18 protein-coding genes are annotated in these 21620 nt (G+C 32.1%); 6 read left to right on the forward strand and 12 right to left on the reverse strand.

Going from position 1 to position 21620, the window contains the following annotated elements:
- Positions 1-73: 73 nt before the first annotated feature.
- From ABD941_RS10805 to ABD941_RS10825, 5 genes are all read right to left on the reverse strand, one after another.
- Positions 74-1498 (reverse strand): SDR family oxidoreductase, encoded by a 1425-nt coding sequence (locus tag ABD941_RS10805; protein WP_345274150.1) that lies wholly within the window; start codon positions 1496-1498, stop codon positions 74-76.
- A 20-nt stretch (positions 1499-1518) separates the two neighbouring features.
- Complete coding sequence (locus ABD941_RS10810) at positions 1519-2133, reverse strand: flavin reductase family protein (RefSeq protein ID WP_345274151.1); 615 nt, start codon at positions 2131-2133, stop codon at positions 1519-1521.
- Entirely contained in the window at positions 2133-3443 is a 1311-nt protein-coding gene (locus tag ABD941_RS10815; protein WP_345274152.1) for an ABC1 kinase family protein, read from the reverse strand. Before ABD941_RS10815 ends, ABD941_RS10810 begins: the two co-directional genes overlap by 1 nt.
- Before the next feature lie 9 nt (positions 3444-3452).
- Positions 3453-4109, reverse strand: coding sequence for a TetR family transcriptional regulator C-terminal domain-containing protein (locus tag ABD941_RS10820; RefSeq protein ID WP_345274153.1), 657 nt, complete (start codon positions 4107-4109; stop codon positions 3453-3455).
- Positions 4110-4220: 111 nt separating this feature from the next.
- Positions 4221-4877, reverse strand: a complete 657-nt coding sequence (locus tag ABD941_RS10825) for an MIP/aquaporin family protein (protein WP_345274154.1) — start codon at positions 4875-4877, stop codon at positions 4221-4223.
- Positions 4878-5064: 187 nt separating this feature from the next.
- Between ABD941_RS10825 and ABD941_RS10830 the strand changes: the two genes are divergently transcribed.
- Positions 5065-5913 (forward strand): DUF2911 domain-containing protein, encoded by an 849-nt coding sequence (locus tag ABD941_RS10830; RefSeq protein ID WP_345274155.1) that lies wholly within the window; start codon positions 5065-5067, stop codon positions 5911-5913.
- 75 nt (positions 5914-5988) lie between these two features.
- On the opposite strand, the gene ABD941_RS10835 is transcribed toward ABD941_RS10830, so the two are convergent.
- The 5 genes from ABD941_RS10835 to htpG all read right to left on the reverse strand — a co-directional run bounded on the left by ABD941_RS10835 (position 5989) and on the right by htpG (position 12138).
- A complete protein-coding gene (locus ABD941_RS10835; protein ID WP_345274156.1) occupies positions 5989-6819 on the reverse strand; it encodes an FKBP-type peptidyl-prolyl cis-trans isomerase in 831 nt (276 codons plus the stop codon).
- A gap of 48 nt (positions 6820-6867) precedes the next feature.
- On the reverse strand, positions 6868-7560 hold the full coding sequence (locus ABD941_RS10840) for a helix-turn-helix transcriptional regulator (protein WP_345274157.1): 693 nt from the start codon (positions 7558-7560) through the stop codon (positions 6868-6870).
- Positions 7561-7621: 61 nt separating this feature from the next.
- Entirely contained in the window at positions 7622-7999 is a 378-nt protein-coding gene (locus tag ABD941_RS10845) for a VOC family protein (protein ID WP_345274158.1), read from the reverse strand.
- 263 nt (positions 8000-8262) lie between these two features.
- Positions 8263-10014 (reverse strand): DUF262 domain-containing protein, encoded by a 1752-nt coding sequence (locus ABD941_RS10850; protein ID WP_345274159.1) that lies wholly within the window; start codon positions 10012-10014, stop codon positions 8263-8265.
- 210 nt (positions 10015-10224) lie between these two features.
- The gene (gene htpG / locus ABD941_RS10855; protein ID WP_345274160.1) at positions 10225-12138 is read right to left on the reverse strand and encodes a molecular chaperone HtpG; all 1914 of its coding nucleotides are present in this window, start codon (positions 12136-12138) and stop codon (positions 10225-10227) included.
- A gap of 273 nt (positions 12139-12411) precedes the next feature.
- Between htpG and ABD941_RS10860 the strand changes: the two genes are divergently transcribed.
- A complete protein-coding gene (locus ABD941_RS10860; protein ID WP_345274161.1) occupies positions 12412-13416 on the forward strand; it encodes a 3-oxoacyl-ACP synthase III family protein in 1005 nt (334 codons plus the stop codon).
- A 486-nt stretch (positions 13417-13902) separates the two neighbouring features.
- Here the strand turns inward: ABD941_RS10860 and ABD941_RS10865 are convergent, their stop codons facing one another.
- A complete protein-coding gene (locus ABD941_RS10865; RefSeq protein WP_345274162.1) occupies positions 13903-16380 on the reverse strand; it encodes a TonB-dependent receptor domain-containing protein in 2478 nt (825 codons plus the stop codon).
- Between the two features lie 102 nt (positions 16381-16482).
- Between ABD941_RS10865 and ABD941_RS10870 the strand changes: the two genes are divergently transcribed.
- On the forward strand, positions 16483-16845 hold the full coding sequence (locus ABD941_RS10870) for a CoA-binding protein (protein WP_345274163.1): 363 nt from the start codon (positions 16483-16485) through the stop codon (positions 16843-16845).
- Here the strand turns inward: ABD941_RS10870 and ABD941_RS10875 are convergent.
- Positions 16822-18264, reverse strand: a complete 1443-nt coding sequence (locus tag ABD941_RS10875) for a sodium:solute symporter (protein WP_345274164.1) — start codon at positions 18262-18264, stop codon at positions 16822-16824. The two genes, ABD941_RS10870 and ABD941_RS10875, sit on opposite strands and share 24 nt — an antisense overlap.
- Before the next feature lie 159 nt (positions 18265-18423).
- Between ABD941_RS10875 and recR the strand changes: the two genes are divergently transcribed.
- The 3 genes from recR (at position 18424) to ABD941_RS10890 (ending at position 21561) form a co-directional block, all read left to right on the forward strand.
- Positions 18424-19041: a recombination mediator RecR gene (gene recR / locus ABD941_RS10880; protein WP_345274165.1), complete on the forward strand. Its 618-nt coding sequence runs from the start codon at positions 18424-18426 to the stop codon at positions 19039-19041.
- A 10-nt stretch (positions 19042-19051) separates the two neighbouring features.
- Positions 19052-20152 carry a glycosyltransferase family 2 protein gene (locus ABD941_RS10885; protein WP_345274166.1) on the forward strand — a complete coding sequence of 367 codons (1101 nt, stop codon included), beginning with the start codon at positions 19052-19054 and terminating at the stop codon, positions 20150-20152.
- A gap of 83 nt (positions 20153-20235) precedes the next feature.
- Positions 20236-21561, forward strand: a complete 1326-nt coding sequence (locus tag ABD941_RS10890) for a dihydrolipoamide acetyltransferase family protein (RefSeq protein ID WP_345274167.1) — start codon at positions 20236-20238, stop codon at positions 21559-21561.
- Positions 21562-21620 lie beyond the last annotated feature (59 nt).

Below are 21620 nucleotides of genomic sequence, written 5' to 3' on the forward strand. Positions count from 1 at the left end.
AAATATACAAAATGTTTAACTTATATTTAAATAAGTTGAACAAAATATTTTATTTGATTATAGAGAAAATTTATTAAGCTTCGGTAAGTTTTTTTATCATACCATTAAAAATCAATCCATGAAAAGGTAGGACGCTATACCAATATAAACGTCCCCATAGTCCTCGAGGTCTAAACGTCGCAGTTTGTTTAAGTAAGCCATTTTCAATCTTGAATTCCAACCATGCTTCGCCAGGGAGTCGCATTTCAGCATAGAGTAAAAGTTTTTGCTGTGTTTTGTCAGCAAAAATAACACGCCAGAAGTCCAATGCATCACCTGCATTTAAATCTGTTGGATTTGTTCTTCCGCGGCGTAAACCAATACCTCCAAAAAACTTATCGATATACCCACGTATTTTCCAAAGGAAAGTGCCGTAATACCAACCTGTTTTTCCGCCAATACTCCAAATTTTATCTATGGTTTTTTCTGAGTTTTTTACAGGTCTTTCTTTATGGTCTTTAAAGCAACCATATATTGGAACGTTTATGTACTTATGTAAATTATTACGTAATCTGCCACTACTAATCATAGAATCCTTCCAGCTAGAAACAATACTGTTTTGTTCTATTTTTTCAAAAGCGAGTGCTACGGCTTCTTTGTATGTTAAGGGATTGACGTTTAATTTTTTATTGATATCACTAGGTTTGCCAATAATTTGTACACCCATACTGTCGACCAATGATGATGCTAATTTGTATGATGTTGAGGTAACAAAATACAACCAATAGGAGGATAGTTTAGGAGTCATTACAGGTACGGTTAAAATATACCGCTTTAAGTTTCTAACTTCTGCAAATTGAAGTAATAACTGTTTGTATGTTAATATTTCTGGCCCAAAAACATCATAAGTTTTATTGTAAAGTGAGGGGTTGTCTATAGCGCCAGACAAGAATGCCAAAACATCACGTACAGCAAGTGGTTGTGTTTTTGTGTTTAACCATTTTGGTGCAATCATAAAGGGAAGCTTTTCAACTAAATCTCTAATGATTTCAAAAGATGAACTGCCAGAACCTACAATAATACCTGCTTTGAATATAGTTAATGCGTATTTATCTGAAGCTAACCTATCTTCAACATTTTTTCTTGATTGCAGATGTTTTGAGAGTTCTTTATCATTTGTAATACCACTGAGATAAATAACTTGTTTGGTTTGAGTGGTTTCAATCTGCTTTTTAAAATTGATGGCACAGCGTTCTTCAAGCGATTCAAAGTCTTTTGAAGAATTAGACATGGAGTGGATTAAATAATAAGCTACATCAATATTTTCAGGAATGTTTTTAAGTGTTTCAGGTTTTAAGAAATCGACTTCAATAACATCAATAAGTTCCTCTTCCAAATAGGTTTTGTCTGCACGTAGTTTGTCTCGAACGGCGCAATATACATGATGACCTTCATTAACCAAAAATGGAATGAGGCGTTTACCAATATATCCAGTTGCTCCTGTAACGAGAATTCTCATATATTCTATGTGGTTTTAACTTATTTTGGTCTTTGGTAACCTAAGCGTACTTTGTTTTCAGGAATGGCATAACCATCTAATCCATTTACTGTAGCAACTTCTGCTTTTGAAAGATTTACAAACCCATCTTTTTCTATAAGGTTATTTTTTATGAATATACCAATTATTTTACCAATGATTAAAATGGTGCTATTAGCTTTAATATCATAGGTTTCAACAAATTCCATAGCTAATTGAATAGGTGTGTCTTTTACAAAAGGTGCATAAAATTCATTTTTATATTCCGATTGCAGGTTTGTGACATCAAATTCTGAAATGGATGCATCATATTTAGCAGAAGTATGATGTGCATCTTCTATAATAGATTTATGAATATGGTTTATGGTATAAACCCCTGTAGATTTTATGTTGTCGTATGTGTTTCTTATTACCGTTGTTGGTCGCATAAATAAACCAAGCATCGCGGGACTGGACCCTATATGTGTTACCGAACTAAAAACAGCAACATTTTCTTTTCCATCTTTAGATTTACTACCTATTAAATTTGCTGATTTATAACCAGAACAGCTATTTATTAAATTGATTTTATATAAATGGTGAAGCTCATTAATGTCATCTTCATTAAAATAGGTCATTATATGTTCATATAATTATTAATTTGAATGTCTTTGGCTTTTAAGTCGAACATTAAATTATACAAGCCAAAAAATGTTCTATTTATGTATATGAAGTGTTTGGAACCACGATTACCATTCATTTTTCTTAAATCTGTATTTTTTGAATAACGCTCTCCTAAATCTGCAATTTCACCAAAGAATTTTGCGTCAGAAAAATCAAAAGATTCCTGTTGGAAAGGTTGGGTAAATAAGCTTAGCATATCATAAAACATTTCGGTAAAAAAGGCTATTTCTTCTTTTGAATCATCGTCTCTTAAGATTTCTAATTCGTATAATTTAGAAACAAAATAATCTTTGTTATTGATGTTTTCTGATTTTGCTAATTCGAAATAAGGTGTATAAAATTCCATAGGAATGGTTTTCATACACCCAAAATCGAGCGCTATTAATTCTCCTTTTTTATTTACTAAAAAGTTTCCTGGGTGTGGGTCTGCATGTACTTTTTTTAAATTATGAATTTGATACATGTAAAAATCCCATAGAGCTTGTCCTAATTTATTTGATGTGTCTTGATTTGTATTATATGCTGTAAATTCAGATAGGTGTTCACCTTTCATGTAATCCATGGTTATGATCCGTTCTGAAGATAGTTCTGGGTAATATTCTGGAAACAAAAGATTAGAAATGTGAGAGCAAGCCAAAGCAATGTCCTTACTTTGCTTCATTTCTAATACATAATTTGTTTCCTCGACTAGTTTATTTTCAACCTCTTTAAAGTATTTATCTGAATCTTTACCTTTTATATTAAACATACTCATAGCAATGGGTTTTACCATAGCTAAATCTGATGCAATACTTTCCGCAACTCCTGGATATTGGATTTTCACAGCAAGTTGTTTCCCATTTTTTTCTGCCAAATGTACTTGACCAATGCTAGCGGCATTTACAGAAGTTGCATTAAAAGTATCGAATAAGTCATTGGGGTGTTTCCCAAAATATTTTTTAAAGGTTTTTATAACTAAGGGCGGTGACAATGGCGGCACTGAAAATTGAGCCAATGAAAATTGTTCGACATAGGCTTGTGGTAAAATACTCTTTTCCATACTGAGCATTTGTGCTACTTTTAGAGCACTTCCTTTCAGTTGTTTTAGGCCATCATAAATATCTGTCGCGTTATTTTTGTTTAATCTTTCTTTGGCGTCGGTTTCTGGATTAACCATTTTATCACCATAATATTTTATATAATTAACACCTACTTTTGCACCAGTTGCTACAAGCTTAGTGGCACGTTGTATTTTTGAAGTTGGTATGGTATCTATAGTTTTCATAAGTGGTGTTTAGTTCATTTGAAACTTTTCTTTGAACAAAAATTTCCCTAAATCAATAACACTTTTTATAGGTGCAATATCTAATACATCAAAGGTTGTGTTTACTGATTTTTCGATGAAAATATCTGTTTTTTCAAATGAAGATGAGGTATCGTCCATCCAAAATTTCATGGTTATTAATAGCTGTAGCCAAGCAGATTCTTTTAAAGTTTTTTGTTGAATTTTTTCAATCTGTTCTTGCTTGATATCGAGCATTTGAATTTCTAATTCAGAAATATAAGCCGTAAAGTGATTTTTTAATCCAGTAAGTAGTTTTAAACCTTTTAAGTTGTTTTTGTTGTTACTTAAACTATGAATAACATAACTTCTATTTGCAGTTAAGTTTTCAAAAAATGTAAAATAAAAACTTAATAATTTATTTCGAGCATCAAATATGTTGTAGTCTTCGTTTTTATTTAAAGCGTTTATACTATTTGTGAAAAATGCTTCAAAAACTCCTTTTTCTATGGCTTCAAAAGAAGCAAAGTGGTCGTAAAATGTTGCTTCTTCAAAATTGTTTAATTTAGAAAATGCAAATACAGATTTAGGATTCTGACCATGCTCTAAAACATAGTCCATGTAAAAGCCTATGATGTCATTACTCGAGATTACTTTTTTCTTAGCCATAACCATTTTGTTTACAGCAAAGATATAAAATGTTTAACAAATATTAAAATAAGTTAAACAAAATATTTTTTTGACTTGATATTAGTTAATCCTTTTTTATTAGAAAACGGTTTAACAACATTGCTCATCTTTTACGAGTTTACAACTAGAAACAGCAGCAATAGCACCTAGTATTGGCGCAGAAATATAAAGCCATAAATATTGATAATTACCTGTAAAAAGGGCAGGAGCAATAGAGCGAATGGGGTTCATGGATGCTTTTGTCATCGGGCCTGCAAACATGGCTTCTAACAGAATGACGCCACCTATAGCAATACCTGCCATAGTGCCAATTTCTTTACTGCCTGTTGATACGTTTATAATAACGACCATTAAAAAGAATGTTAGTAAAAATTCTAATATAGCTGCTTTGTATGATGAAAACCCATCTGCCGGTGTGGTTTCGCCTAAAAACTGGCTTTCGGGAAATAAAAACCATAATAAAAATGCTGCAAAAATTGCACCTATAGCTTGTGCTAAAATATATTTAGGAACTTCTTTCCAAGAAAATTTTTTGGCAAATGCAAAGCCAATGGTCACTGCAGGGTTAAAATGTGCTCCTGAAATTTCTCCAAAAGCGTAAATCATAGCCATAACAATTAAACCCCAAGTTACTGCCACACCAACATGGGAGATGCTACCACCTGTTATCTCATTGATGGTCATAGCGCCGCAACCGCAAAATACCATGGCAAATGTGCCTAGTGTTTCAGAAAAGTATTGTTTCATTTTTTAATGTATCTTATTTAAATAGACGTTACGTTATGCATTGAAGCAAGCTTTTTTGACAGCGCCTAAATTATTTTTATTATGCAAATATACAATGTCTTATTTTAAGCTTTTGTTAACAATAAAGGGGTTTAGAATGATTAATTTTATTGCTGAATGAAACTTTAATTATAAATAACTTTTAAAAATGAAAAAATTACTATTATTATTAATGGTGTCTTTAGCTATTGGTTCTGTTAAGGCTCAAGTAAAAACACCAGCGCCTAGTCCATCTGCAAAATTGGAGCAAAAGGTTGGATTAACAGATGTGACTATTGAATACTCAAGACCTGGAGTAAAAGAACGTACTGTTTTTGGTGATTTGGTGCCTTACGATAAGTTATGGAGAACTGGAGCCAACAAGAACAGCATGATTACTTTTAGTACCGATGCGACAGTTGATGGACAGACTTTAAAAGCGGGGTCGTATGCTATTTTTACGAAGCCAGGTATTGAATCTTGGGAGGTGTATTTTTACTCTGATACAGAAAATTGGGGAACTCCAAGAGATTGGGATGATGCTAAAGTAATTGCAAAAACCATAGTAAAAGTTTACCCTGTGCCGTTTAATGTAGAATCATTTACTATGGATATCAACAATTTATCTAATAGCGGAGGTACCTTGGAATTTATTTGGGAAAAAACGTATGTAGCCGTTCCTTTTACCGTGCCAACTGATGATGCTGTTGTGGCAAGTATTAAAAATGTTATGAATGGTCCTAGTGCTGGAGATTATTTTTCTGCTGCTGTTTATTATTTACAAGAAGGTAAAGATATAAATGAGGCTAAAATGTGGATTGATAAGGCTGTTGAAATGACTGAGGATAAACCACGTTTTTGGTTTTTAAGACAACAATCTCTAATTCATGCTAAGGCTGGAGATAAAGCTGGAGCTATTGCTGCTGCAAAAAAATCGTTAGCTGGTGCTGAAGAATCGGGTAATGCTGATTATGTTAAAATGAATAAGGACTCGCTTAAAGAGTGGGGAGCAATGTAATTTTTGAATTTTAAATTATAAATAAAAGCCCACTTTGTTTTATGCAAAGTGGGCTTTATAGTTTGTAAATTTCTTTTAATTAACAGATATTAGATTAATATCAAAAAGAAGAACCGAGCCAGGGGCTATTATACCACTAACAGAATTATTTCCGTAGGCTAGGTGTGCTGGAATTAATAACGTACCACTACCGCCTTCTTTAAAATATGTAATGCCTTCAGTCCAACCTGTAATGACTTGTTGTAAGTTAAACGAAAGCCCTTCCTCATTCGTTTCATCAAATAGGGTTCCATTGGTTAAATACCCTTTATAGGCAACAGTTACGTTATCGGTTTCTGTTGGTTGGTCGCCGTCCCCTAATTCATCAATAACATAGTATAGGCCGCTATCACTTTTTTGTGCAGTTAAATTATTATCGGCAATATACGCTACGATTTCTTTATCGTTTTCAGTAGCATAATTAACATAGATAAGTTCTATGTCAAAAATGAGAACTGCCCCTACGGGGATACCTGTTGGTGGATTGTTGCCATAGGCCAAATGTGCAGGAATTAATAATTTACCACGACCCCCTTCGTTAAAATAAGTAATACCCTCGGACCATCCAGCAATGACTAGCTGTAATATGGTGTCGAAACCAGAGGTGCTTTCGTCAAAAACAAAACCATTGGTTAAATAGCCTTTGTAAGCCACTTTTACCCGATCTGTTTGCGTAGGTTTGTCACCAGTGCCTTGTTCATCAATAACATAATATAAACCGGAATTACTCTTTATGGCATCTAGGTTATTAGTTGCAATATAGGCTTGAATTTCGTTATCGTTTTGAGCAGTAAAATCAATGGTGTCATTGTCTTTACTACACGATGTAAATAGGACTAAAGCTAATATAAATAATGCGTTTTTCATGGAAAATTTTTGACGGCTAATATACTAGAATTTTTTTGGATTTATATTTTATTTGTCGTCATAAGGGCAAGATTGAAAATAGGTTTGTAAATTGAATTTTCTGTCTTCAAATACGTCTTGTAAAATTTTAAAATGTTGAATCCTGTCAATTCTAAAAGCACGATAACTGTTTCGTAAATGGCACCAAGCAATTAATATCCATTTATGATTGGTGGAATAAAAAGCATAAGGTTCAATTTTTCTGAAAGAAATATTGGTATCATTAGCCTTTTGATAGTTAATCTCAACATAATTAAAATGGGTTATGGCAAGTTGAATTTCTGATAGAGCATTGCTAGAGATGTCTTCATAACTCGTATCAAAAATGTGGATTTTACTATCTAGTAATTCGCTTTTTTCTTGAATAGAGGTTCTAAACACCGACTTGATTTTGGTTAGAGCGTCTTTAAAATCATTAACAAAAGAGGCATCTTGGGTTTGACTTACTAAATGTTGTGCAGTAATTAAGGCATTCGCCTGTTTTTCGGTAAATTGAACGGGTGCCACTTGATAGCCTTCCATTAATGAATAGCCACGACCTTCAATAGTTGTAACAGGTACGCCCGCTTCTTCTAGTTTTCTGATATCTCTGTAAATCGTTCTAACACTGACATTAAATTTTTGAGCAAGCTCATTAGCCGTTAAAAGCCGTTTTGATTTTAACAGGGTTAGAATGGCTATGAGTCTTGATAGTTGTGACATAGAAACAAAGATAGCGAACCGTATAACAATCCGCTATCGTATCGGTTTTTGATTGAAAGTTTTACATGAAGGAGTGCAATGCTATACGATTGCCTTCTGTATCTATAAATTGCGCCATAAAGCCATTCTCGCCAATATCGGTTTTTGGCATAATGATTTTACCTCCAGAGACTTCTACTTTACCTAAAGGCACACTTAAGTCTTCGCCGCCATTTAAGTAAATGGTTGGTCCATGCGTTGTTGGTATTTGTCCTTCAGCTTCAATAAGTCCGCCACCAACACCATTGTTGTCATTGTCATAAGGAAACATACCGTATTTAACGTTTTGTTCGGGCATGTGATGGTCTTTAATGTCTAAGTCGGTAACCGTTGCGTAAAATTGTTTGGCTCTTTCGTAATTTTTTACTGGAATTTCAAACCAGTTAATTGCATGTTTCATTTTTTATTAATTTGATTTATTGTTAAACTTACATGCAAAGTTATTCGGGTTTGTGTCGTATTGTGTCAGGGGTGGGGTTTTTGTTTGAAGAAAAAATGAAAAGGGGTTTGGGAGGATGCGTTTAATGGTCTTGTGTATGATTTCGTTGTGTGTTTCAACAACTAAATTAGCAAATATAAACTAAATAGAAAATCCGTGAGGATTTTCGTAAGTAGGCGAATACTAGCAATGAATTATAAACGTTTTTAGGTATAGTATTTTATTTATATTTCCTTTACAAGAATGTTCTTGTAATATATTTTGGCTAATTGATCAGCTCTTGTTTCAATTTGATCATTTTTCCATGTTTCATTGTCATTTACAAATTGATTAATCCAAGTAAAAGCAGACTTTTTATAGATACCTTTTTTCTCAATATAGCTTAGGTTTCCTGCTTTACCATTTAGTTTCTCTTCTAACAATATTAAGTTACCGATATTGAAAGTATTTCCTCCTGTTGATTCAGAAACAATATGTTCAATACTTCCTATATCAGAAAAAACTTCTTCATTCTCAAACATAGAATTTAGCTTTTGTATAGTATATTTTGTTTTGACATTACTTGGTTTTGCTTTTTTAGTATATGTTAAGGAAGCAAAACCTTTTGAGAATTGTTCAAAGTCGGGAAATAATTTATTTAAAGGTTCAATTAGTAATTCATCAATCTTATTTTGTGATTCTGTTTTACTTGAACATTTCCTTAAGTTAATTGAGAATTTAGCATAAATTGATTCGAAACGACTTGCTCTTCCTGAAGTAATCGCATTATATGCATAGTGGAAATTTTCTAAGAAGATTATTGTTTCTTTAAACTTTTTATTAGAAATAAAACCTTTTTCTTTTACTTTAAATAAAGCAAGTATGGCAATTCTAACTTGAACTATATTGAAATAATTCATTAAAACATTTAAACTTTGAACTAACCAAAAGTATTCTTTTCGGTTACCATAATCTTCTCTTCTAGGGTTAACAATTTTTATATAATCGTTTGCATTGTCTTCAATTTCTAACAGAAATTGTTTATACCTATTTCTTGTTTTTGGTTTTACTTCTTTAAAGAAATCATCATATAATTTTGTTCCAGAAGATTTTTTATATGTAGATACCCAGAAATGTCTGTAATATGTAGCTAAGCCAACAGCTTCTTTTCGAGATATTAAATTTTTCTTTATATCTGCCCATTTTACTTCTGCATAGTCTGCAGAACCTTTTTCATCAACAATTTCAAATATTTTGTTCTTTATCAAGTCGACATGTGATAATTTTTTCCCTTTTGCATTTAGGATTTCAAATATCATGTTGGCATTTTCTTTGTCAGGTGTTGAAATAGAAATAAAGGTTGTTCCTAAAACTTGATCTCTAATTGTCTTTAGTATATCTACATATTTCAACTGATCAACTTTTTCACTTCCTATCTTTTTCTTTAAATATGCTCTAAGGTTCTTCTCTTCTAATCTATCGTATAGATAAATAAAGGAATCTTTAATACATTCCTCTTCTTCAGTAGATGTTTCTTGTGTATCATTCTTTACTCTATCTTGTATGTAGAATGAAAAATATGGGTAATGAGTTTTACTCTCTAAGATTCTAATATCATCTCCATCATCATTTTGAGTCATTATGTACCTGAAAACTTGTTCACTAAGTACTTCTTCTTTGATACTACGAAATCTGTCAGATAGAGCTGAGAATAAAATTGTAATAGTTGTTATTCTTTGTTGTCCATCTACAACATAAATATATTGATCTTTCTCACTTGTATCAGAATAATCACCAATAAAAAGCATTGTTCCTAAAAAATAGCTTTTGGATTCCAATTTCCCATCTTTTAGGACTAAACAATTTAGCATGTCGTCAATAAATTCCTGATAGTTTTTTTTATCCCAAGAATATTCTCTTTGAAATCTTGGTATTGAAAATTGGCTTCCAGATATTAATAATGATTTTATGCTTTTGTCTTTAGGTTTTATATTCATAGTTTTTTAGTCTTCTTTTAATGTTGATTGATATACGGTTTCTCATATTGCATCTAATGCAAAGATAAAGCCTCGTTTCAATGAATTTTACCGATTTTAAAACAAATTACGATAATTTTTCTGACAAAATCAAGCCCTAAAATAAAAAACCACTCTGTTTTTACACAAAGTGGTTTCTCTTCATAAGATTCCTGTCTGCACAGGAATGTGTTATTTTATCATCTCGTAACTACGCTTGATAAAGTTTGTTAACTCTTCACCTTTAAGTAGTCCTTGTGATAGTCTGGCCAAATCTAAACTTTGGTTAATTAAACGCTCTTGTTTCTTTTTGGTTTTAGTACCAAGAATTTCGCCTACCAATTCTGAGTTGGTGTTTACAACCAGGTTGAACATCTCTGGCATGCTCCCAAACATATTCATACCACCACCGCCACCAGTAGCTTGCATTTCTTTCATTCTACGCATAAATTCAGGTTGCGTAATGGTAAAAGGCGATTCGTTGCTATCCATAGCTTCCAATTGCACGATAAATTTTTCTGAAGGAATAACGTCTTTTAATAATTCATCTAAAGCCTTGGTTTGCTCTTCATCTAATTTAGAAATTGCAGTTTCATCTTTCTTAATTAAATTGTTAATATGGTCGCCATCAACACGAGCAAACGTAATGTTTTCTTTGGTGCTTTCCAGCTTCTGGATTAAGTGTGATACGATTGGAGAATCCAATAATAATACCTCGTAATCTTTAGCTTTTGCAGACTCAATGTAGCTGTGTTGCGCATCTTTATCTGAAGCATAAAGAATTACGAGCTTACCATCTTTATCCGTTTGATTGGCTTTTATTTTATTGAATAACTCGTCGTAAGTATAATAGGTGCCATCAACTGTTGGGTATAATGCAAAGGCATCCGATTTTTCAAAGAATTTTTCTTCGGAAAGCATACCGTATTCAATTACGATTTTAATATCGTTCCATTTCGCTTCAAAATCCTCACGGTTATTATTGAACAACGATTTTAATTTATCGGCAACTTTTCTGGTAATGTAAGATGAAATCTTTTTAACCGCACCATCAGCTTGTAAATACGAACGCGATACGTTTAATGGAATGTCTGGAGAATCGATAACACCACGTAACATGGTTAAAAATTCTGGAACAATACCTTCAACATTATCTGTTACAAACACTTGGTTTTGATACAGTTGAATTTTGTCCTTTTGCATTTGCATGTCATTCGACATTTTTGGGAAATACAAAATCCCTGTTAAATTGAACGGATAATCAACATTTAAGTGAATGTTGAATAAAGGCTCTTCAAATTGCATCGGGTACAATTCTCTGTAAAAACCACTATAATCTTCATCTTTTAAATCCGCTGGTTGTTTTGTCCAAGCTGGATTTGGATTATTAATAATATTGTCAACGGTGATTTGTCTGTGCGGTTCAGTCGTTTCTTTACCGTCTTTATCTGTTGTTGTTTCAGGCGTGTGCTCAGGATCATTGATTTCCTTAGTTCCAAATTTAATTGAAACTGGCATAAACTTGTTGTACTTATTTAACAGCTCACTAATTCTGTTTTCTTCTAAAAATTCTGTAGAATCTTCAGCGATATGAAGGATGATTTCTGTACCTCTTTCAGTTTTATCAGAAGCTTCTAAAGTAAATTCTGGAGAACCATCACAAGTCCAATGTGCAGCTGGTTCGTCTTTAAAAGATTTAGTAATGATTTCTACTTTTTCAGCAACCATAAATGCCGAATAGAAACCAAGACCAAAATGTCCGATAATGCCTGAATCTTTTGCTGAATCTTTGTATTTGTCTAAAAACTCTTCAGCACCAGAAAAGGCGACTTGGTTAATGTACTTTTCAACTTCTTCAGCAGTCATACCTAAACCTTGATCTATAATATGAAGCTTTTTACCATCTTTATCTATTTTAACTTCAATCTGCGGATTGCCATATTCCACTTTGGCATCGCCTACATTGGTTAAGTGTTTTAGTTTTAAAGTGGCATCTGTAGCATTACTTATTAACTCACGTAAAAATATTTCGTGGTCGCTGTATAAGAATTTTTTAATGAGTGGAAAGATATTCTCTACCGATACATTAATGTTTCCTTTTGTCATGATATATAATGTTTATTATTGTTTTGTTACGGTTTTTTATTAGACAACAAAAATGCCAATTGCGGAAATATGACAAACTGGCACGACTTTTTTTTAAAAAAAGTAAATTCTAAATGAATTAAATTCCAAGAGGGTTTACGCCATAATAGAATTTGGAATTTAATTCGTTTGGAATTTGAAGATTTAATTTTGTATTTTGGTTAATCAAATACGATTTTCGTTTACCAAAGCTAGTTTGGTACAGGTGCACGGAAATGGAAAAATTAATTTATAATGTACAACTCGAAAATAATAGGCTTAGGTAAATATGTTCCCGAAAATGTGGTGACTAACGATGATTTATCTAAAATGATGGACACTAATGATGCATGGATACAAGAGCGTACGGGAATAAAAGAACGACGATGGATTCCAGAAGGATCAGAAGATACCTCGGCAGTTATGGGGGCAAAAGCCGCTAGAATAGCAATTGAGCGCTCGGGTTTGACTAAAGATGATATCGATTTTATTGTTTTTGCAACTTTAAGTCCAGATTATTACTTTCCGGGTTGTGGTGTACAAATTCAAGATATGTTGGATATGCCAACTGTTGGTGCTTTAGATGTTAGAAATCAGTGTTCGGGTTTTGTGTATGCTATATCTGTAGCCGATCAGTTTATAAAAACGGGCATGTATAAAAACATTCTTGTTATAGGTGCAGAGTATCATAGTAACGGATTAGATAAAACCACTAGAGGTCGTGGTGTAACCGTTATTTTTGGTGATGGAGCAGGGGCATGTGTGCTTTCGCGAGAAGAAGATAATACCAAAGGCATTTTATCAACACATTTGCATAGCGAAGGTAAATATGCCGATAAATTAATTGTTGAAGGCCCAAGTATTGCGCATTGGGTTCCTGAGATTTTAGAATCGAAAGAAGAAGACCTGTCTTATTTCCCATATATGGACGGTACATTTGTTTTTAAACATGCTGTTGTGCGTTTTAGTGAAGTGATTGTAGAAGGTTTGGCTAAAAATAAGCTTCAAAAAGAAGATATTGATATGCTAATTCCGCATCAAGCCAATTTGCGTATTGCACAATTTATACAAAAGAAATTTGGTTTACGAGACGACCAAGTATTTAATAATATTATGAAATATGGTAACACGACTGCAGCATCAGTAATTATTGCGCTTACAGAAGCTTGGGAAGAAGGTAAAATTAAAGCAGGTGATAATGTTGTTTTAGCTGCTTTTGGTAGTGGATTTACTTGGGCAAGTGCTATTATTAAATGGTAAATAGTGCTGTGACATATTTATAGAAACGAAAAACCCGAAATTATAAATTTCGGGTTTTTCTAGCTATTAATCAACTTCAACTAACACTAACTGTGAAGAATCTTAATCTATTAGACGTTAAAAACTTGAAAATATTGCACGAATTTGAATATTTAACTTTTTTTAACAAATGAGATCAATATTAAAAAACCCGAAAATTTGTATTTCGGGTTTTTTGTATACGAATCTTTTAAATTACGAATTTTGTTTTGGTATTGTAGACGACTAACTCTAAATAATTACACTTTCGTTTTGACTAGATTGTATACTACATTAAACGTTAAGTTATTATTTTTATTATGTAATAAATAAAAATTTAACATATTTTTTAAATATATCTTGTTTTTTAAAGAACAAAACCCCAAAACACGCATGTTTTGGGGTTTCTTGTTAATAGCCATACAGTAACACTAACCATCAACTATTATGCAGGCTATTAATTTTGTTTTAGAATCCGCCACCAGCAGATTTTTCATTGTTGTCTCTACGTTTACGTGATTTAGCACGGAATTTTCCATCACCAAATCTATAGGAAAGATTTGCCGAAACGGTTCTAAACTCTGGAAAAAACTTGGCAGTTTGCAAATAAGGTCTTTCGCTTACAACGGCAATTCTTTGCGTATCAAAAACGTCGTTAAAGTTTAAGCTAAATGTTGCTCTGTTATCTTCCAAGAAAGAATATCTAGCGCCTAGATTTACAAAATACATGGGATCCATTTCAAAATTTAGTCCAGTATTTTTTCCGCGGTACATGGCAAATGCGGTAAAGGTTAATTTCTTGCTGACTTTTAAATTATTAAATACTCTAAAATTCCAAATAATATTGTCTACTTCAAGGGTTTCAGAAATAATATCATTTACTGTTGGGTTTGCCAATGTTGGGTCTATACGTTCTGCAATACCTTTTTGTGTTTGTGAATATAAATCGAAACTAGCATTTAAACTCCACCATTTTGTTGGCCTATAATTACTTGATAATTCAAATCCATAAGCTGAAGTGTTTTCAAAATTATCAAAGGTTAATATAATTCTATTTGATGTTAAATCGGACTTGTCGACAAATACTGCTCTATTAATTTCATCTTCAATGATTCTGTAAAATACACCACCAGTAATGCTTCCTTTTTTAAGGTTTCTTGTATAATTAACCTCTAAGGAGTTTGTAAATTGAGGCTCTAGTTCTTGGTTTCCAAAATTAGATACAAGCGGCGTATTCCATTCAGGAATAGGGTTTACTTGTCCAATACCTGGTCTATCAACTCTTCTACTATAACTTAATTGATATGAGTTTTTTTCGGAAGGAGAATATGTAAAGAACACCGATGGATAGACTTGAAAATAGTCATTATTAAACGGAATAATGGTTTCTAAATTAGTTGACAAGTCTGTTTCGTTAGCAATGGCATCAACATTTACGCTTTCTGCTCTAAGACCTATTTGGTAAGTCCATTTTTCGAACTTTTTTGAGTAACTGGCATATGCAGAATAGATGTTTCTTTCGTAATTATAATCAGTTAGAGTAGGAATGTAGTTTCCACTTTCATTTCTTACGCGTCCATCAGATTCATAAATAATTTCATTATTAAATAATCTTGCTTGCAATCCAACTTCCAATTTAGATTTGTCTGATAATGGATTTATATAATCTAAATTAATGGTTGTATTGTTCCTGTCTGTATTTGTGAGCTCTAGATAACTGGGTCTAATGTTTATTCCTCTTAAGACATTGTCTGTTTCAATGGTGTTGTCAAAAATATTATGATCAATTTCTAATTCTATATTATGGCCTTCTTTGTCAAAATCTAGTTTATAATCAAAATTGTATTGAGCTGAATTATTGTCATTTATAAAATCAGTTGTTTGAAATTGATTATTAGACATATTCTCATTAAAAATAAAGTCTGATTTATTTAAAGTTTTTCCATCAAATACATTCTGATTTGTAAAAACTGAAATGGTGTTTTTGTCATTTAAATAAACATCAATGCCTAGTTTATAAAGATGGGATTTATTATTATCTAATAAACTAATGGTTTGAAATGAATTATTTTCTATTTGCGTTATGAGTCCATTATTTTGATTTTTAAATATGTTATTTCCATAGTTTCCATAAAGGTTAAATTTTCCATTTCTATAGTTCATATCTATAGAGCTATTAAATTTAGCTTCTTTTTGGTGTCTTATTCCAACATTAAAGTTGCCGTTAAAACCAACCCTGGTATTTTTATGAAGAACAATATTAATGATTCCACTCATACCTTCAGGATTATACTTTGCTGATGGATTGGTAATCAATTCAATTTGTTTTATGGATGTTGAAGGTATTTGCCGCAATAATTGGGCTGTAGGAATGTTTGAAAATTTTCCGTCTACCATAACCCTTACGTTTTGATTCCCACGTAAACTAATATCGCCAGTTTGCGCATCGACACTTACTGAAGGTACAGCAGTCATTAACTCTGATGCCGACCCTAATGCCGCTAAATCTTTTCCGACATTTATAATTTTTCGATCTACTTTTTGTTGGATTGTAGATACTTCTGCCACAACGGTAACAGCATCTAAACCTTCAGCTTCCTCTTCTAAAAAAATATTTCCAAGGTTAACCTTGTAGTTTCCTTTGCCAATATTAACATTTTTATTATAAGTTTTATAGCCAATATATTGAACACTTACAATAATATTGCCTTCGGTAATTTTTTTGATTTCAAAAGTACCATTGTCTAGTGTAATACCGCCAGTTAATGTTTCGCCAGATGTATTTTTTATAATAACATTTACATAAGGTAAGGGCTGCTTTAATTCTGCGTCTAATACTTTTCCTGATATTGAACCGGTTTTGTCTGCGTTTGTTTTGGGGTCTGTAGTATGTGCTTTTACAGATATTGATAATAACAGAAAGCACAAAAAGAGTAGTCTTTTCATTTGATTTGATTTCGTTTTTTGATTGATTAATTGATGTATATTGTAGACGCCTAGTTTTGATTTCTGTTACTGTATTTTTTAGTATTAACTTTTTTTTAACATATGAATAAGAAAACATTGGTGCTAGGGGCATCTTTAAAAACCAACAGGTATTCTAATTATGCCGTTCAAAGATTAGTAGCTAATAAAAATGAAGTTGTAGCTTTTGGTATGAAAAAAGGAATGGTTTCAGAAATAGAAATTAATACTGAATTGTTACCTTATAAAGATATACATACGGTAACATTATACTTAAACCCTAAACGGCAAAAGGACTATTATGATTATATAGTTTCGTTACACCCAGAGCGTGTGATTTTTAATCCAGGAACTGAAAACCCTGAATTCTATAGTATTTTAAAAGAAAATAATATTGCTTTTGAAGCTGCCTGTACATTAGTGTTACTTTCTACGAATCAATATTAAACCTAAAAAGGTTAAAATGCCGTTTATGATTAATATTTCAAACCCTATTTGATAGCCGTTTAATAAATCAACAGAATACAAATTGATAACATAGGAAACGATTGGAGCTATAATGGCAATTATCCAAACATATTTATCCTTTAATTGGGTTTTTGTAAATATTCCAAACGCAAATAAACCTAATAACGGACCATAGGTGTAACCTGCGGCTTTAAACAATTCCCATATCACGGAAACATCTTTAAAAATAGCATCAAACATAACAATCACAACAACTAATAATAAGCTAATGAAAATATGAGTGCGTTTTCTAACTCGTTTTTGAGATTCTTTTGGTTTTTTATCCAATTCAATAATATCAATACAAAATGAAGTGGTCAATGACGTTAAAGCAGAATCAGCACTAGAATATGCTGCAGCAATTAAACCAAGTAAAAAGAAGGCCGAAGTCATAATACCAATTTCAGGTAGCATGGCTATGGTTGGGAATAAATCATCTTTCTTAGCAGTAATACCATGTTGGTTTGCATATTGGGTCAATAATAATCCTAAAACTAAAAATAAAACATTTACAAAAACTAAAACCACACTAAAAGAAATCATGTTTTTTTGAGCTTCTTTTAAGTTTTTGCAGGTCAGGTTTTTTTGCATCATATCTTGGTCTAAGCCTGTCATGGTAATGGTAATAAACATGCCAGCAAGAAAGCTCTTGATAAAATATTGAGCATCATTAACATCATCAAAGAAAAAGACTTTACTCATTGTGTTTTCTTTTACATTGGTATATATTTCAGAAATACCATTTAAGTCTAAAGCAGAAGCTAAAAATGCAATAGTAACAACTACCGAAATAAGCATAAAAAGCGTTTGTAAAGTATCTGTAAATATGATGGTTTTAATCCCGCCTTTAAACGTATAAAGCCAAATAAGAGCAATTGTGATGATTACGGTAACTGTAAATGGGATATGGTATTGGTCAAATATTAAAAGCTGTAATACTTTGGCAACCAAAAACAATCTGAAAGCTGCACCAATAACCCTAGAAATTAAAAAAGCAACAGACCCAGTTTTGTAACTAACATTGCCAAATCTATCTCTTAAATAAGTGTAAATAGATGTTAAATTGAGTTTGTAATAAATAGGAAGCAATACGTAGGCAATGACTAAATACCCAAAAAAGTAACCAAAAACCACTTGTAGATATCCAAATTGCTTTGTTTCAACCGCACCAGGAACAGAAATAAATGTTACACCAGAAAGTGATGCGCCAATCATTCCAAAAGCAACCAAATACCAAGGCGCAGATTTGTTGGCTTTAAAAAAAGCATCATTACTATCTTCTTTTCCAGTAAAATATGAAATCAAGATTAGCGTGGCAAAGTAGGTAGCAATAAGAATTATTATGGTAGTTGGTGACATGAAATTCGTGATTAATTAATGATTAACAATATTAAGTATTTTTAAGTTAATCTCTGATGCTTAAAAAAAGTATACAATATCTATACATCTTTAGTATATTTTTTAAATGAGTTCAATATATAAAAGCATTTTTCATAATAAATTGTAAATTCGCAAACTATGGAATTTTCATCAAAATTGTTAGAGCGTGCTGTAAATGAAATGTCGCAATTGCCAGGTATAGGTAAACGCACGGCGCTTCGTTTGGTTTTACACATGTTACGACAGCCTAAGGAGCAAACTATAGCTTTATCTGAAGCTTTGCAAGCCATGCGCAAAGATGTGAAATTCTGTAAATCATGTCACAATATTAGTGATGTGGAGCTTTGTGAAATCTGTTCAAACCCAAACAGAAAAGAACATATTATTTGTGTTGTAGAAGATGTTAGAGATGTTATGGCCATTGAAAACACAAGTTCTTTTAAAGGGCTGTATCATGTTTTAGGAGGTAAAATTTCGCCTATGGATGGTATTGGACCTCACGATTTAAATATTGAAACTTTGGTAGCAAAAGTTAAACAAGGTACAATAAAGGAACTCATTTTTGCGTTGAGTTCAACTATGGAAGGTGATACTACCAATTTTTATATATTCAAACAAATTCAGGACTATAAAGTTTTTACTTCAACTATTGCAAGAGGAATTTCGGTTGGTGATGAATTAGAATATGCAGATGAAATAACCTTGGGAAGAAGTATTGTTAATAGAATTCCGTTTGAAACTTCTATGAAACTTTAAAATAATAGATTTGAAGCTCTCAGTAATTATTTTAAATTATAATGTACACTACTTTTTAGAACTTTGCTTAAGAAGTGTTGAAGCAGCCATTTCTAAATTAGATGCAGAAATTATTGTAATAGACAATAATTCTAAAGATGGCAGTTGCCAAATGGTAAAAGCGTTATTTCCAAAAGTAAAACTCATAGAAAATAAAGAAAATCATGGATTTTCAAAAGGTAATAATATAGGTGTTTTACAAGCAAAAGGCGAGTATTTGTGTATTTTAAACCCCGATACTGTAATAGCTGAAGATACCTTTTTAAAACTTTTTGAATTTTCGAAAAACAAAGAAAACCTTGGTATAATCGGTTGTAAAATAATAAACGGCAATGGATTGTTTTTACCAGAAAGCAAGCGTAATATTCCGACGGTAAATGTCGCATTTAAAAAAATATTTGGATACCCCAAGCACTATTATGCAAATCATTTATCTAAAGATGAAAGTGGAAAAGTTGATATTTTAGTTGGGGCATTTATGCTCATCAAAAAAAATATTTTTGATGAAGTTTGTGGTTTCGACGAAGATTATTTTATGTATGGTGAAGATATAGATTTGTCTTATAAAGTATTAAAAGCAGGATATGAAAATTACTATTTTGGAGGAACTTCTATTATTCACTACAAAGGCGAAAGTACATTAAAGGACCGTTTTTATGCACGTCGTTTTTTTGGTGCCATGCAAATATTTTACGAAAAGCATTTTAAACAAAATTTGCTATTTGATATGTTTGTTTGGCTAGGAATAAAATTAGCTTATATTTTTAGGCGAATTCGTAAAGTAAAAGTTAAAAATATTTCGGAATATATTTTTGTTTCAAATAAAAATAATAATAAATTAGAGTCCATGCTTTCTAAAAAAGTCATTTTGAAAATGGAGTTAGAATCTGTTAAACCAAATTCTGAAATTATTTTTGATGCTAATGTTATGAGCTATAAGAAAATTATTGATACACTAGAACAACTTAATAAAGAGGAAGCGTTAACGTATAAGATACTACCAAATAAGGCAAATTTTATTATAGGTAGTGATAACGGATTTAAACAAGGAGAAGTAATTCTTTTTGAATAGTTTTTGTGTATAATTTAATAAAATTGATGTTATTTTATTAATTTTGCAAAATAAAATTAAAAAACAATCATTACATTATTAATATGGCAAAATTTGAGCTTGTGTTACCAAAAATGGGAGAAAGCGTTGCGGAAGCAACTATAACGTCATGGTTAAAAGAAGTTGGAGATACTATTGAGCTAGATGAACCTGTATTGGAAATAGCTACAGACAAGGTTGATAGTGAGGTGCCTAGTGAGGTTGATGGTGTTTTAATTGAAAAGTTTTTCAATGTGGATGATGTTGTTCAAGTGGGACAAGTTTTAGCCATTATTGAAACGGAAGGCGATAATGATAATTTGAATGCTGAAACTTCTAGCGAATCTAAAGAAGAAGTTCAAGAAGAAGTTGTTGAGCAAATTACTCAAACAGTTGTTGCTGCTAAAGAAAGTGTGGCGCCTGTTACTTCTAGTGGTAACCGTTTTTATTCACCACTAGTAAAAAACATAGCTAAGGCAGAAGGTGTTTCGCAAGCAGCCTTAGATGCCATAGTTGGTTCAGGAAAAGATGCAAGAGTTACTAAAAATGATATTTTAGATTATATTAAAAATAGAGAAAAAGATCAAAAACCAGTTGCAGTAAAAGTTGAACAATCAATAGCTCCAACTAAGGCTGTTGAAAAACCAAAAGCCGTACAGCAATCTCCAGTTGTTTCTAGTGGAGAAGATGAGATTATAGAAATGACCAGAATGGGCAAGCTTATTGCGCATCATATGGTTGAGTCTGTTCAAACTTCGGCACATGTGCAAAGTTTTATAGAAGCAGATGTTACTAGTATTTGGAATTGGAGAAAGAAAGTTAAAGATGGGTTTATGAAACGCGAAGGTGAAAACCTAACATTTACACCCATTTTTATGGAAACTATTGCTAAAGCATTGCGGGATTTCCCAATGATGAATATTTCTCTTCAAGGTGATACCATTGTAAAAAAGAAAAATATAAATATAGGTATGGCAGCAGCTTTACCAGATGGTAATTTAATTGTGCCAGTTATAAAAAATGCAGATCAACTTAATTTGGTTGGTATGACCAAACAAGTGAATGATTTGGCAAATCGTGCTAGAATTGGTAAACTAAAACCAGACGATACTCAAGGCGGTACATATACGGTTACTAATGTTGGTACTTTTGGTAGTATTATGGGAACACCTATAATTAATCAGCCTCAAGTTGGTATTTTGGCTCTAGGAGCCATTAGGAAAGTGCCAGCAGTAATTGAAACTCCCGAAGGTGATTTTATTGGGATACGTTACAAAATGTTTTTATCACATTCTTACGATCACCGTGTTGTAAATGGCGCTTTAGGCGGTCAGTTTGTAAAAGCAGTTGCCGATTATCTGGAAGCTTGGGATGTAAATAGAGAAATATAAAATGAATATATAAACAAAAAGAAAACCTAACCTTAAAACGGTTAGGTTTTTTTATTTTT

Source organism: Flaviramulus aquimarinus, assembly GCF_039543205.1.
GTDB lineage: Bacteria > Bacteroidota > Bacteroidia > Flavobacteriales > Flavobacteriaceae > Flaviramulus_B > Flaviramulus_B aquimarinus.